Origin of the sequence: Streptomyces sp. NPDC050842 (genome assembly GCF_044456565.1) — a bacterium.
Lineage (GTDB): Bacteria > Actinomycetota > Actinomycetes > Streptomycetales > Streptomycetaceae > Streptomyces.
The window spans coordinates 715372-728026 of sequence record NZ_JBITGA010000005.1 but is presented as its reverse complement, the minus strand read 5'-3'; the positions used below and the strand labels follow the sequence as shown (position 1 = coordinate 728026).

At 73.6% G+C, this 12655-nt stretch carries 15 protein-coding genes; 3 read left to right on the top strand and 12 right to left on the bottom strand.

The genetic code is table 11. The annotated features are described in order from the left end of the window. Window positions 1-406 precede the first annotated feature (406 nt). Window positions 407-1015: an SCO3374 family protein gene (locus ACIBG6_RS20485; protein ID WP_399223972.1), complete on the top strand. Its 609-nt coding sequence runs from the start codon at window positions 407-409 to the stop codon at window positions 1013-1015. Here the strand turns inward: ACIBG6_RS20485 and ACIBG6_RS20480 are convergent. The 10 genes from ACIBG6_RS20480 to ACIBG6_RS20435 all read right to left on the bottom strand — a co-directional run bounded on the left by ACIBG6_RS20480 (window position 994) and on the right by ACIBG6_RS20435 (window position 9230). Next, a complete protein-coding gene (locus ACIBG6_RS20480; RefSeq protein ID WP_384137260.1) occupies window positions 994-1326 on the bottom strand; it encodes an Lsr2 family protein in 333 nt (110 codons plus the stop codon). The two genes, ACIBG6_RS20485 and ACIBG6_RS20480, sit on opposite strands and share 22 nt — an antisense overlap. A 142-nt stretch (window positions 1327-1468) precedes the next feature. Next, window positions 1469-2014, bottom strand: coding sequence for an amino-acid N-acetyltransferase (locus tag ACIBG6_RS20475; protein ID WP_399223970.1), 546 nt, complete (start codon window positions 2012-2014; stop codon window positions 1469-1471). A 9-nt stretch (window positions 2015-2023) separates the two neighbouring features. Next, the gene (locus tag ACIBG6_RS20470; RefSeq protein ID WP_399223969.1) at window positions 2024-2461 is read right to left on the bottom strand and encodes a BlaI/MecI/CopY family transcriptional regulator; all 438 of its coding nucleotides are present in this window, start codon (window positions 2459-2461) and stop codon (window positions 2024-2026) included. 129 nt (window positions 2462-2590) lie between these two features. Next, complete coding sequence (locus ACIBG6_RS20465; protein WP_399223968.1) at window positions 2591-2770, bottom strand: hypothetical protein; 180 nt, start codon at window positions 2768-2770, stop codon at window positions 2591-2593. A 14-nt stretch (window positions 2771-2784) separates the two neighbouring features. Next, window positions 2785-3390 (bottom strand): hypothetical protein, encoded by a 606-nt coding sequence (locus tag ACIBG6_RS20460; RefSeq protein WP_399223967.1) that lies wholly within the window; start codon window positions 3388-3390, stop codon window positions 2785-2787. A 128-nt stretch (window positions 3391-3518) separates the two neighbouring features. Next, window positions 3519-4325: a type III pantothenate kinase gene (locus ACIBG6_RS20455; protein ID WP_024757554.1), complete on the bottom strand. Its 807-nt coding sequence runs from the start codon at window positions 4323-4325 to the stop codon at window positions 3519-3521. Next, complete coding sequence (gene nadC, locus ACIBG6_RS20450) at window positions 4325-5344, bottom strand: carboxylating nicotinate-nucleotide diphosphorylase (RefSeq protein ID WP_399223966.1); 1020 nt, start codon at window positions 5342-5344, stop codon at window positions 4325-4327. The genes ACIBG6_RS20455 and nadC overlap by 1 nt, the downstream gene beginning before the upstream one ends. Beyond that, window positions 5345-7138, bottom strand: coding sequence for an L-aspartate oxidase (locus ACIBG6_RS20445; protein ID WP_399223965.1), 1794 nt, complete (start codon window positions 7136-7138; stop codon window positions 5345-5347). Then, the gene (gene panC, locus ACIBG6_RS20440; protein ID WP_399224034.1) at window positions 7135-8139 is read right to left on the bottom strand and encodes a pantoate--beta-alanine ligase; all 1005 of its coding nucleotides are present in this window, start codon (window positions 8137-8139) and stop codon (window positions 7135-7137) included. The genes ACIBG6_RS20445 and panC overlap by 4 nt, the downstream gene beginning before the upstream one ends. Window positions 8140-8171: 32 nt before the next feature. Continuing rightward, a complete protein-coding gene (locus ACIBG6_RS20435) occupies window positions 8172-9230 on the bottom strand; it encodes a Rossmann-like and DUF2520 domain-containing protein (protein ID WP_399223964.1) in 1059 nt (352 codons plus the stop codon). A 166-nt stretch (window positions 9231-9396) separates the two neighbouring features. Between ACIBG6_RS20435 and ACIBG6_RS20430 the strand changes: the two genes are divergently transcribed. Further along, complete coding sequence (locus tag ACIBG6_RS20430; protein ID WP_399224033.1) at window positions 9397-10548, top strand: threonine aldolase family protein; 1152 nt, start codon at window positions 9397-9399, stop codon at window positions 10546-10548. Window positions 10549-10560: 12 nt separating this feature from the next. Here ACIBG6_RS20430 and ACIBG6_RS20425 read toward each other — a convergent pair whose 3' ends face one another. Beyond that, window positions 10561-10749, bottom strand: coding sequence for a hypothetical protein (locus tag ACIBG6_RS20425; RefSeq protein ID WP_399223963.1), 189 nt, complete (start codon window positions 10747-10749; stop codon window positions 10561-10563). A 106-nt stretch (window positions 10750-10855) separates the two neighbouring features. On the opposite strand from ACIBG6_RS20425, the gene ACIBG6_RS20420 reads away from it, so the two are divergent. Beyond that, window positions 10856-11938 carry a DUF5937 family protein gene (locus ACIBG6_RS20420; RefSeq protein ID WP_384138361.1) on the top strand — a complete coding sequence of 361 codons (1083 nt, stop codon included), beginning with the start codon at window positions 10856-10858 and terminating at the stop codon, window positions 11936-11938. Window positions 11939-11959: 21 nt separating this feature from the next. Here the strand turns inward: ACIBG6_RS20420 and ACIBG6_RS20415 are convergent, their stop codons facing one another. Continuing rightward, window positions 11960-12640, bottom strand: a complete 681-nt coding sequence (locus ACIBG6_RS20415) for a response regulator (protein WP_399223962.1) — start codon at window positions 12638-12640, stop codon at window positions 11960-11962. Between the last annotated feature and the right edge of the window lie 15 nt (window positions 12641-12655).

Below are 12655 nucleotides of genomic sequence, written 5' to 3'. Positions count from 1 at the left end.
AGTCCCGCAAGCGGGGACCGCTCATTCCAACTGCCGACATCCGTCCGGATCACCCCTCTTCCGCGGGGAGACCTGCCGCCGAACAACCGACAAATGCTCCAACCCGATGGTGCGAGACGATGTTCCCGCAGGCCAAGTAGTTAGCCGCGCCTTGAGTACGCCGATGGCGAACGTGAGACGCCGAAGCCCGCGAGTCGCCCCTCTCCACTAGGAATGTCTTACCCGTAAGCACTGACACTCCATGCGGCGCACCCCGGTTCCCTCCGCTACCAGCGAACAACCTTGCGCTGCCGAATGCGCCCGTACGCCCCATCACGGACACCTTGCGCATCCGGAGCGGGACCGTACGTCACCGCGGACGGCCCATGGGCGTAACCAAGAGGGGTTCGCGGGAGTTGCGCCGGGCATGGCCTCCAGCGTCCCGTTTCCCCGCTCGCCGCTCGACGGCGATGGCGTCGGCGCCGGCGGTCTGGCCCGGTGGTACGAGCACGAGCTCGGCTGGGCCGCGGTGCCCGGGCCCCCGGTGCAGCTGGTCACGGGGCTGCGTTTCGACGTCCTGGAGCTGCCCGCTACGGCCGGCCGTGGCGTGCTGCGCCGGATGGGCGCGGCGACGGGTCCGGTGGCCCTGATGGGGCTCCGGATGCGGCTGCTGGTGGCCGCGGGGAGCGCGGAGGAGCTCCCGGGGCTGCTCGACTGGCTCGAGTGGGGCGGGATCTCACTGGATCTCGCGATCCTGGGCACCGACGGCCGGATGACCGCGCCCCTTCCCCCGGGGCGGGGCGGTTCCGGCGCGCCGGGTGCCGCGGTCTGGCTGCGGCCGCCCGCGCCGGGGCGCGAGGTCGAGTCCTCGCTTCCGGCCCTGCGGTCCGCACCCTGGGGCGGTGCGGACGCCCCCTGCCTGGTGCGCCTCGTGGCCGCCGCCGCGGCGGAGTGCCACCGGGTGCGGCTGCTGAGTGCCCGGACCGGTGGCCCGGCGCCTCAGCAGCTGTCGCCTCAGCGGTTCGCGTCCTCGTAAGCGGCCTTGACGGTCGCGGGCACACGACCGCGGTCGTTCACGTCGTAGCCGTTCTCCTTGGCCCACGCGCGGATCTTCGCGGTGTCGGGGCTGCCGGCCGCGACACGGCCCTTGCCGCGTCCGCCCGTGGTGCGGCCACCGGTCCGACGACCGCCCGTGGTGTACGGCTCGAGCAGGCCGCGGAGCTTTTCCGCGTTTGCGGTGGTGAGGTCGATCTCGTAGGTCTTGCCGTCCAGCGCGAACGTCACCGTCTCGTCCGCCTCGATGCCGTCGAGGTCGTCGACAAGAAGGACCTGAACCTTCTGTGCCACCGGATTTCCTTTCATCGAAAATGCAGTACGCGGAAAGGAAACCGCTTTTCCGGGAAAAACACAAACCCCTGGGAGAGGTTCAGAACCCCGACGACGCGGGAAACATGCGCGATTCGGACATAGCCGCCGCCGGGGTTCCGGCTCACAGGTGCAGAAGCATGCGGCTGTTGCCCAAGGTGTTCGGCTTCACTCGTTCGAGACCGAGGAACTCGGCGACTCCCTCGTCATAGGAACGGAGGAGCTCGCTGTAGACATCTCCGTCGACCGGGGTCTCGCCGATCTCGACGAAGCCGTGCTTCGCGAAGAAGTCGACTTCGAAGGTCAGGCAGAATACGCGCCGCACCCCGAGCCATCGGGCGGTGTGCAACAACTTGTCCAGCACCTGATGTCCGACGCCGGCTCCCTTGAACTCGGGATCGACGGCGAGTGTGCGGACTTCGGCGAGGTCTTCCCACATGACGTGCAGAGCGCCGCAACCGACGACCTTGGCGTCCTCGTCGCGTTCCGCGACCCAGAACTCCTGGATGGCCTCGTAAAGGGTCACGGTCGCCTTGTCGAGAAGGATGCCGCGCTGGACGAAAGGATCGACGAGACGGCGGACCGCGGCGACATCACTGGTGCGGGCCCTGCGTACGGTGACGGCTTTGGCGGCGGCCGCGGAAGCGGCCGGGGAAGCAGACGGCGACATGGGGGGACGCTATCGCTCCCGCGCCTCGGATCCGTCGGCGCCCTTGTCGCCCGCGGCCTCTTCGGGCGGGGCGGGGAGCGGGTTGTCGTCGCGCTGGACGATACGGATGGCGTCGTTCAGCGCCTCGCGCTGATCCTGCGACATCATGCCGAAGAAGGCGACGAGGGCGGAGGCGGGGTTGTCGCTCTGGGCCCAGGCCTCGTTCATCAGCGCGGCCGAGTAAGCGGCCCGGGTGGAGACCGCCGTATATCGATAGGCGCGGCCGTCGACTTCCCTGCGCACCCAGCCCTTCTGATGGAGATTGTCCATGACGGTCATGACGGTGGTGTAGGCGATGGACCGTTCCTGCTGGAGGTCTTCCAGAACTTCCCGGACGGTCACCGGGCGGTTCCATTGCCAGACGCGCGTCATGACGGCGTCCTCAAGCTCTCCCAATGGACGGGGCACACTGCCACCATAGTTCGCAAAGAGTTCATAAGCGGCTATTTACATGGAGAAACGCAACAAAAAGGACGCGCGACCTCGAAAGGTCGCACGTCCCGATGGTGCGGGGTTCCTCGGGCCTGGCCACGGAACCTAGGAGGCGGCGGTGCCGTCCGCCTGACGGGTGGCCTCGGCGCGGGCGTAGGCGGCGTCGACGAACGCGTCTTCCTTGGCCTTGTTCGGGCCGCCCTGGCTCTTGACGATCGTGACGACGAGGCCGATGAAGAACGCGGCCATCACGACGGGGGGCAGGAGCGCGGATACGTAGTCCATGGCGACCAGAGTAGCTATCCGGCGACCCGCTCCTCGGGCGGGGGCGGGGGTACGGGCCGCCGGCGCGGCGGGAACACCTCGGACGGCTTGGGCACCGGCTTCTCACCGGGGGCGGGACCGGACGGCGGGTTCGGCTTCGGTTCGCCGGCCGCCGCGCGCCCGCCGGGGAGGGCGAGCAGCCGCGCCCGGGGCGCGATCGCCGCACCGACGGGGACGGGGGCGGGGGCCGGTGAGCCGGTCGCCTGGGAGACCCGGGCGAGCCGTGCGCGTACGGAACGCTCGGCGAGGATCCGGCAGCGGGCGAGCAGCTCGGCGGCGGCCGGGTTGCCGCGCAGGGCCCGCAGGGCGGCGAGGTCGTCGACCCCGGGGTCGTACCCGGCGTTCAGAGCGTCCCGGAGGAGGCCCAGATAGCCGGCGAGCGAGCCGGGGAGGGCCTCGCGGTAGCGGACCAGGTCGTCGAGGAGGAAGGCGCGCAGCCGGCCGGCCTCGCGTACCGCCTCGTCCACGGATTCGGCCAGGCGCAGGCAGTCCTGGACGTCCTCGTCCTGGAGGGGGGCAGGGTGGAGGGCGATGGCAAGGGCGCGTCGGAGCACACGCAGCTCGTCCGCACTGAATGCCATGCCGCCGCGAGATCCGTATGGCGTGGGCATGGGCCGACGATACGCGCTAATCGGACAATTTTCTCTTAGCGATCATTCCGGCGCGCCGGAATGATCGCCGCCGGAACGATCACCGGGAGGACCGGAACTCACATCCGGGAGACGTTCCGCTCGTACACGAGCCGCAGGCCGATCAGGGTCAGCCAGGGCTCGTGCTCGTCGATCTCCGTCGACTCGCCGAGGACCATCGGGGCCAGGCCGCCCGTCGCGATCACCGTCACGTCCGAGGGGTCGCCCTGCGGGCCGACGAGCTCGCGTTTCATCCGGGCGACCACGCCGTCGACCTGGCCCGCGTAGCCGTAGATGATGCCCGACTGCATCGCCTCGACCGTGTTCTTGCCGATCACGTTCCGCGGGCGGGCCAGCTCGATCTTGCGGAGCATGGCCCCCTTCACGCCCAGCGCCTCGACCGAGATCTCGATGCCCGGCGCGATCGCCCCGCCCGCGTACTCGCCGCGCGCGGTGACCGCGTCGTACGTCGTCGCCGTGCCGAAGTCGACGACGATCGCCGGGCCGCCGTACAGCTCGACCGCCGCGGCCGCGTTGATCACGCGGTCCGCGCCGACCTCCTTGGGGTTGTCGGTGATGACCGGAACGCCCGTCTTGACGCCCGGCTCCACCAGGACCGCCGGGACGTCCCCGTAGTACCGGCGGGTCACCTCGCGCAGCTCGTGCAGCACCGAGGGGACCGTCGCGCAGATGGCGATCCCCTCGATGCCGTCGCTCAGCTCGACGCCGAGCAGCGGGTGCATGCCCATGAGGCCCTGGAGCAGGACCGCCATCTCGTCGGCGGTCCTGCGCGGGTCCGTGGAGATCCGCCAGTGCTCGACGATCTCCTCGCCGTCGAAGAGGCCGAGGACCGTGTGCGTGTTGCCGACGTCGATGGTGAGCAGCATCAGGCCCGCACCTCGCGCAGGTCGAGGCCGATGTCGAGGATCGGGGAGGAGTGGGTGAGCCCGCCGACGGCCAGGTAGTCGACGCCGGTCGCCGCGTACGCCGCCGCGTTCTCCAGGGTCAGCCGGCCCGAGGACTCCAGGACGGCGCGGCCCGCGACGAGCGCGACGGCCTCCTCGGTCTCGGCCGGGGTGAAGTTGTCGAGCAGGATCAGGTCGGCGCCCGCGTCCAGGACCTCGCCGACCTGGTGCAGCGTGTCGACCTCGACCTCGATCGGGACCTCCGGGAACAGCTCCCGTACGGCCTTGAAGGCCTGGGCCACGCCGCCGGCCGCCACCACGTGGTTGTCCTTCACGAGGGCCGCGTCGGAGAGCGACATGCGGTGGTTGACGCCACCGCCGCAGCGCACCGCGTACTTCTCCAGGGCGCGCAGGCCCGCGGTCGTCTTGCGGGTGTCGCGGACCTTGGCGTTCGTGCCCTCCAGGGCGTCCGCCCACGCGCGCGTGGCGGTGGCGATGCCGGAGAGGCGGCACAGGATGTTGAGCGCGCTGCGCTCGCCGGTGAGCAGGTCGCGGGTGCGGGCGGTGACGCTGAGGAGCGTCTCCCCGGCCTCGACGCGCGCGCCGTCCTCGACGTGCCGCTCGACCTCGAACTCGTCCGTGCAGACGATCGAGAGGACGGCCTCGGCGACCCGCAGGCCCGCCACGACACCGGCCTCGCGGGCGGTGAAGTCGGCGGTGGCGACGGCGTCCTCGGGGACGGTCGCCACGGTCGTCACGTCCACGCCGCCGTCGAGGTCCTCGGCGATCGCGAGGTGGGCGATGTCCTCGACCTGTACGGGGTCGAGGCCGGCGTCCGCGAGGAGCTCGGCGAGCGCGGGGTCGAGCCCGCACTCGAACTCCTCGGTGCCGCCGCAGCCGCAGCCGTCGCCGCAGCCGCCGGCCTCGTCGGCGGGGGCGGCGCTGATCTGGATCAGAGGCACGTCCACGGGCTCGGGACGGGCTTCCTCGGGCGTGGTCACTTACGGCTCCCTGGGGGCGTCGAGGGTGGGGGGAAAGTCGGGGGTGTCGGTGGTGCGGACGTCGAGGGTCCGCTCCGGGGTGAGACGGACGACGAGGTGTCGGTGCCAGGCCGCGTCGTCCCGGTCCGGGTGGTCCTCGCGCCAGTGGCAGCCGCGGGTCTCCTCGCGGCGGCGGGCGGCGGCGACCAGGACCCGGCCGACGCACAGCAGGTTGGTGGTCTCCCAGGACTCCACGCCGGGCTCGGCCGACTTGGAGTCGTCGGTGCCGCCCGCCACGGCGTCGCTGTGCAGGGCGTCGAGGGCCTCCGCGGCCTCCCGGAGGCTGCGCTCGGAGCGGAGCACCCCGGCGCCGGCCGTCATGACCCGCTGGATACGGGTCCGGGCTCCGGCCACCGGCAGCGGCAGGGTCACCGGGGCCGGGTGCGGCACGGGGGCGCCGGGCACGCGCGGCGCGGCGGCCGTGGTCTTCCCGTTCTCCGCGGTGGCCGTGGTCTTCCCGCTCTCTCCGGTCTCGCCGGTCTCCCCGGTCTCGCCGGCGAGGTCCCCTCCGAGGTCCTCGATGATCTCGTCGGCGATCCGCTCCGCGAAGACCAGGCCCTCCAGGAGCGAGTTCGAGGCGAGCCGGTTGGCGCCGTGGACGCCCGTGCAGGCGACCTCGCCGCACGCGTACAGGCCCGGGACCGTGGTCCGGCCGCGCAGGTCCGTGCGGACGCCGCCGGAGGCGTAGTGCGCGGCGGGGGCGACCGGGATCGGCTCGGTCACCGGGTCGATGCCGTGGCTGCGGCAGGCGGCGAGGATCGTGGGGAAGCGCTCCGCCCACATCTCGGCGCCGAAGTGGCGGGCGTCGAGGTACATGTGCTCGGTGCCCTGCTCCTGCATCCGGCGCATGATCGCCTTGGCGACGATGTCGCGGGGCGCGAGCTCGGCCAGCTCGTGCTGCCCGAGCATGAAGCGGACGCCGTCGGCGTCGACCAGGTACGCGCCCTCGCCCCGGACCGCCTCGGAGACCAGCGGCTGCTGGCCCTCGGAGTCGGCGCCGAGGAAGAGCACCGTCGGGTGGAACTGGACGAACTCCAGGTCGGAGACCTCGGCCCCGGCGCGCAGCGCGAGCGCGACGCCGTCGCCGGTGGAGACCGCCGGGTTGGTGGTGGCGGAGAAGACCTGGCCCATGCCGCCGGTGGCGAGGACCACGGCGGGGGCGTGGACGGCTCCGACGCCGTCGTGCTGGCCCTCGCCCATGACGTGCAGGGTCACGCCCGCCGTACGGCCCTCGGCGTCCGTCAGGAGGTCCAGGACGAGGGCGTGCTCGATGGTGCGCACGCCCCGGTCCCGTATCGCCTCGACGAGGGCGCGGGAGATCTCGGCGCCGGTCGCGTCGCCGCCGGCGTGGGCGATCCGGCGGCGGTGGTGGCCGCCCTCCCGGGTCAGCGCGATCTCGCCGTCGGCGGTCTTGTCGAAGTCGGCGCCGGTCGCGATGAGGCGGCGGACGGCGGCGGGGCCCTCGGTGACGAGCAGCCGCACGGCCTCCTCGTCGCAGAGGCCCGCTCCGGCGACGAGCGTGTCGTCGAGGTGCTGCTCGGGGGTGTCGCCCTCGCCGAGCGCGGCGGCGATGCCGCCCTGGGCCCAGCGGGTGGAGCCGTCGTCGAGCCGGGCCTTGGTGACGACGACGGTACGCAGCCCGGCGGCGGTGCAGCGCAGGGCGGCGGTGAGGCCCGCTACGCCGGAACCGACCACGACGACGTCGGCGTCGATGGCCCAGCCCGGTGCGGGCGCGTGCAGCCGTATTCCGGTCACTTGGTGGCTCCGAAGGTCAGGGGGATGTTGTCGATGAGCCGCGTGGTCCCGACCCGCGCGGCGACGGCGAGGACCGCCTCGCCGTCGTGGTCGTCGGCGACGTCGGTGAAGTCGGCCGGGTCGACGAGGGCCAGGTAGTCGAGGGTGAGCGGCGGATCGGCCTTCGCCGCGTCGTCGAGGACGGTACGGGCCGTGGCCCGGACGGCTTCGGCGCCGCGGCCCTCGGCCGCCTGCGCGACCGCGTGGGCGTCGGCGGCGGCCCGGGCCTCGCCGAGCCGCGAGAGCGCCTCGGCGCGGTTCTCGGCCCGGCCCTGGGCGCCCGGCAGGGAGGCGGCACGCGCGCGCAGCGCCTCCTGGGCGGCGAGCCGCTCGCGGGCGGCGAACAGCGCGCCGGACAGCGCGAGGGCCGTACGCCGCTCCTCGGCCGACAGGTAGCGGTTGCGGCTGGAGAGGGCGAGGCCGTCGGTCTCGCGGACGGTCTCCACGCCGACGATCTCGACCGGGAAGTTCAGGTCGCGGGCCATGCGGCGGATCAGGGCCAGCTGCTGGGCGTCCTTCTGGCCGAAGAAGGCCAGGTCGGGCGAGGTGAGGTGGAGGAGCTTGGCGACGACGGTCAGCATGCCGTCGAAGTGGCCGGGCCGGGAGGCGCCTTCGAGGCGCTCGCCCATGGGGCCCGCGGTGATCCGGACCTGCGGCTCGCCGCCGGGGTAGACCTCGTCGACGGAGGGCGCGAAGACGACGCTCGCACCGGCGTCGAAGGCCAGCTCCAGGTCGGCTTCGAGGGTGCGGGGGTAGCGGTCGAGGTCCTCGCCCGCGCCGAACTGGAGCGGATTGACGAACACCGTGACGACGACGAAGCCGTCGGCGCCGACCCGCTCGCGGGCGGTACGGATCAGGGTGGCGTGGCCGTCGTGGAGGGCGCCCATGGTCATGACGACGGCGTTGCGCCCGGGCAGCCCGTGGCGGGCGGCGGCGTCCCGGAGGCCCTCGACCGTGGGCATCAGCTCGGCCGGCTGGTGGCGGGCGGACAAGGTCATCGGTCGTCTCCTTGCGGCCCGTCGGCGGCGCCGTCGGCGGCGCCGTCGGCGGGGGTGGCGGTGTCGGCGGCGAGCACGCCCAGCAGGTCCTCGGCCAGCTCGGGCTTGAGCAGGCCGTGCGCGAGCGCCCGGTCGGCGGTCGTGCGGGCCATCGCCAGGTAGCCGGCGACGGTGCCCGGCGCGTGCTTGCGCAGCTCGGCGACGTGGGCGGCGACCGTGCCGGCGTCACCGCGCGCGACGGGACCGGTCAGGGCCGCGTCCCCGGACCGCAGGGCGTTGTCCAGGGCGGCGCCGAGGAGGGGGCCCAGCATGCGGTCGGGCGCGGCGACACCGGCCTTGCGGAGCAGCTCCATCGACTGGGCCACCAGGGTGACCAGGTGGTTCGCGCCGAGCGCCAGGGCCGCGTGGTAGAGCGGGCGGGCGTCCTCGGCGATCCACTCGGGCTCGCCGCCCATCTCGATGACCAGGGCCTCGGCCGCGAGCCGCAGCTCCTCGGGCGCGGTCACCCCGAAGGAGCAGCCGGCCAGCCGCTGGACGTCCACGGGGGTGCCGGTGAAGGTCATGGCGGGGTGCAGGGCGAGCGGCAGGGCGCCGGCCCGGCGGGCGGGGTCGAGGACCCGTACGCCGTACCGCCCGGAGGTGTGGACGATCAGCTGCCCCGGCCGTACGGCTCCGGTGTCGGCGAGGCCCTCGACCAGACCCGGCAGGGCGTCGTCGGGGACCGTCAGGAGGACGAGGTCGGAGAGCGCGAGGACGCGGGCGGGCTCGACGACCGGGACGTCGGGCAGGAGCTCGGCGGCGCGGCGCCGGGAGCGGTCGGAGACCGCCGAGACGGCGACGGGGCGGTGGCCCGCGAGCCGGAGCGAGGCGGCGAGGGCGGGGCCCACGCGGCCGGCGCCGACGACTCCGACGGTGAGCCGGGCGGGCCGGTCCTCGGGACGGGGCTCCGACGTGCGGGGCTCCGAGGCTCGGGGCTCTGGCGCTGCTGGTGCGTTCACGGTGGGTACGGGCCTTCCGTTCCAGTCCTCGGTGGGTACCGGACGATTTCTGGTCATGCTACGCCAGCGTTTCGCGCTGCTCCCGTGGCTGTCCACAGGGTGTGGGCGGCGGTGTGATGATCGCCGCATGGACAGGGACAACGGCATGAACACGGACGTGGACAAGGGCATGGACACGGGCGCGGGCGCGGACACAGGCCTGGACACGAGCGCGGACACGGGCATGGATCTCGTGGACGAGGAAGCCGCCCGGATGTACCGGGCGAAGCTCTGGGGCGGGGCCGAGCGGCGGCTGTGGCACACCTCCGTCGACGGGGCGGTCGGCCGGCGGCTGCGCGAGCTCGCCGACTGGGCGGATCTCGCGGGGCACGGGGACGCCCCCGTCGACATGTACGGCACCGGCCTCGTGGAGGAGGTCGAGCGACGCGTGGCCGAGGAGCTCGGCCTGCCCGCCGCCGTGTTCTTCCCGACCGGCACGATGGCCCAGCAGGTCGCGCTGCGCTGCTGGGCCGGGCGCACCGGCAGCCCCGTCGTCGCCCTCCACCCGCTCGCCCACCCCGAGGTCCACGAGGGCGGCGCGCTCGGGGTCGTCTCCGGGCTCCGTACGGTCCACCCGACCGACGAGCCGCGGCTGCCCACGGCCGAGGAGGTCCGCGACCACCCGGAGCCCTTCGGGACGCTGATGCTGGAGCTGCCGCTGCGCGACGCCGGCTTCGTCCTGCCGTCCTGGGAGGAGCTGACCGAGGCGGTCGAGGCGGCCCGGGAGCGGGACGCGGTGGTCCACTTCGACGGCGCGCGCCTGTGGGAGTGCACGACGGCCTTCGGCCGTGGGCTCGCGGAGATCGCGGGGCTCGCCGACAGCGTGTACGTCTCGTTCTACAAGTCCCTCGGCGGCCTGTCGGGCGCCGCGCTCGCGGGTCCCGAGGACGTCATGGAGGAGGCGCGGGTCTGGCGGCACCGGTACGGGGGTCTCGTCGCCCAGCAGTACCCGGCGGCGCTCTCCGCGCTCCGGGGTCTCGCCGTCGAGCTGCCTCTGCTGCCCTCGTACGTGCGCCACGCGCGCGTGGTGGCCGAGGCGGTGCGCGAGGAGCTCGCGGAGGCGGGCGTGGGCTGGTTCCGGGTCCACCCGGAGGTCCCGCACACCCACCAGTTCCAGGTCTGGCTCCCGTACGCCCCCGAGGCCCTGACGGACGCGGCCGTCGCGCAGACCGAGGCCACCGGGACCGCCCTCTTCCGCCGCTGGTTCGCCCCGGGCGCGGGCGGCCCGCCGGGGGTCGCCGTGACGGAGCTGACGGTGACGACACCGGGTCTGGAGTGGACGGCGGCGGACGTCCGGACGGCGGTACGGGACTTCCTGTCCCGGATCGCCGCCTGACCCGCCCCGGGCTCAGCGGGCGCTCGGGCGCCACCACCTGCGCAGGGCCGTGCGGAGGCCGCCGCGCGCCGGGCGGCCCGCCAGGGAGTGTCGTGCCGCCCTCAGGACGGCGACGTCGTGGGTGCCGGGCGCCGGGGGCATCGGCTCACCGAGCCGGGCGGCGCGGTACGTGTCGAAGAGGTACTGATGCAGCGCGTTCATGACCTCACCGTGCGCCGCGTCCCGGCGGCCCGGCGCGCCGATTGACGGCACTCGTCAAACGGCGCGACACCACCCCCGCCGCACCCCGCACCATGGGGGCGTGAGCGTGACGATCGACATCACCGGACTGCCGCAGGAGCGCATCGGCTTCTGCCCCTCGCCCCTGGCCGAGCTGGGCGCCGCCCTGCACGCCCTGGCCGAGCCCGCGCACCACCCCCGGCTGCACGCCTGGACGACCACGACCGCCGCCGCCCTCAAGCCCGAGCTCGCGGACCGGCTCCACGAGGCCGACTTCATGTGGCGCTCGACGCGCTCGGACATCCTGCTCCCGCCGCGGCCCCGGGGGACGCTCGCGGAGGAGCTTGACGACCTCGACCGCATGGACGACGAGAAGTACGTGGCCTCGGCGCTGGAGATCTCCTGCGCCAGCCACCACACGCACGGCGCGCCGTCCCCGCTCGTCGACGAGCGGATGCGCCGCCGCGCCCTCGACCTGGCCGCCGCGCGCGGCCCCCGGCAGGTCGCCTTCGTGGAGCGGATGCTCGCCGACCCGCCCGGCACGCGCGCGTGGATCCGGCGGCTCCTGGAGGACTGCGACGAGGCCTTCTTCGCCGACACCTGGCGCCGCGTCGGCGTGCAGCTCGCCGCCGACGCCCGTCACAAGAGCGAACTGATGCGCCACAAGGGGCTCGCCGAGGCCGTCAGCGCCGCCTCGGCCGCGATGGTCCTGGAGGAGGACGAGAAGGGCCGCCGGATCGTCGTCGACAAGCTGGTCCAGGGGCGGACGACCGCCGAGGGCTCGGGCGTGACGTTCCTGCCGACCGCCTTCGGCTGGCCGCACCTCTTCGCCCTGCACACGCCCGGCTGGCAGCCGGTCGTCCAGTACCCCGTGCCGACCCGCGACCTCGGCGGCGCCGCCGCGACCGAGGCGGTCAAGCTGCGTCTGGAGGCGATCGCCCACCCGATGCGGATGCGGCTGTGCCGCAGCCTCGCCCGGGGCGCGTACTCGACGGGCGAGCTGGCCGACGCGTACGGCATCACCGCCCCCGAGGTCTCCCGCCACGTCGCCGTCCTGAAGAAGGCCGGCCTGGTCATCACGCAGCGCCGCGGCCGCTACGTCCTGCACCAGCTCGACGTGACCGTCGTCGCCCGGCTCGGCAGCGACTTCCTGGAGAGCGTGCTGCGGTAGAAGGCCCCGCGCGTGCGGCCCCTAGGCCGCGCCGCCGCCCGCGCGGACCAGGCCCGACTCGTACGCGAGGACCACGACCTGGACCCGGTCGCGCAGGCCCAGCTTGGTCAGGATCCGGCCCACGTGGGTCTTCACCGTCGCCTCGGAGAGGACCAGCCGCGCGGCGATCTCACCGTTCGACAGGCCCTGCGCGACCAGCATCATCACCTCGCGCTCCCGGTCTGTGAGCCGCGCGAGCGCGGTGTCGACGGCCCGCGTCTCCTTGCCCGTCGACGGCAGCATCGGCGAGAAGCGGTCGAGGAGCCGGCGGGTCGTGGAGGGCGCCACGACCGCGTCCCCGCTGTGCACCGAACGGATCGCGCCCAGCAGCTCCGCCGGCGGCACGTCCTTCAGCATGAAGCCGCTCGCGCCCGCCTTCAGCCCCGAGAACGCGTACTCGTCGAGGTCGAACGTGGTCAGGATCAGCACCTTCGGCGCGTCCGGCTGGGAGCAGATCCGCCGGGTCGCCTCCACCCCGTCCAGCTTCGGCATGCGCACGTCCATCAGCACGACGTCGACCGCCGTGGACCGCAGGACCTCCAGCGCCTCCACCCCGTCGCCCGCCTCCGCCACGACCTCCATGTCGGGCTGGGCGGCGAGCACCATGCGGAAACCGGTGCGCAGCAGCACCTGGTCGTCGACGAGCATCACGCGGATGGACATGAGGTCAGTTCCTTA

Bases quoted from the DNA above. Each gene is read 5' to 3' on its own strand.
- ACIBG6_RS20435 (WP_399223964.1), bottom strand. From the start codon at position 9,230: ATGACCAGAAATCGTCCGGTACCCACCGAGGACTGGAACGGAAGGCCC.
- ACIBG6_RS20460 (WP_399223967.1), bottom strand. From the start codon at position 3,390: ATGGCATTCAGTGCGGACGAGCTGCGTGTGCTCCGACGCGCCCTTGCC.
- ACIBG6_RS20455 (WP_024757554.1), bottom strand. From the start codon at position 4,325: ATGCTGCTCACCATCGACGTCGGCAACACGCACACGGTCCTCGGCCTC.
- ACIBG6_RS20475 (WP_399223970.1), bottom strand. From the start codon at position 2,014: ATGTCGCCGTCTGCTTCCCCGGCCGCTTCCGCGGCCGCCGCCAAAGCC.
- ACIBG6_RS20430 (WP_399224033.1), top strand. From the start codon at position 9,397: ATGGATCTCGTGGACGAGGAAGCCGCCCGGATGTACCGGGCGAAGCTC.
- panC (WP_399224034.1), bottom strand. From the start codon at position 8,139: ATGCCCACGGTCGAGGGCCTCCGGGACGCCGCCGCCCGCCACGGGCTG.
- ACIBG6_RS20465 (WP_399223968.1), bottom strand. From the start codon at position 2,770: ATGGACTACGTATCCGCGCTCCTGCCCCCCGTCGTGATGGCCGCGTTC.
- ACIBG6_RS20415 (WP_399223962.1), bottom strand. From the start codon at position 12,640: ATGTCCATCCGCGTGATGCTCGTCGACGACCAGGTGCTGCTGCGCACC.
- ACIBG6_RS20425 (WP_399223963.1), bottom strand. From the start codon at position 10,749: ATGAACGCGCTGCATCAGTACCTCTTCGACACGTACCGCGCCGCCCGG.
- ACIBG6_RS20485 (WP_399223972.1), top strand. From the start codon at position 407: ATGGCCTCCAGCGTCCCGTTTCCCCGCTCGCCGCTCGACGGCGATGGC.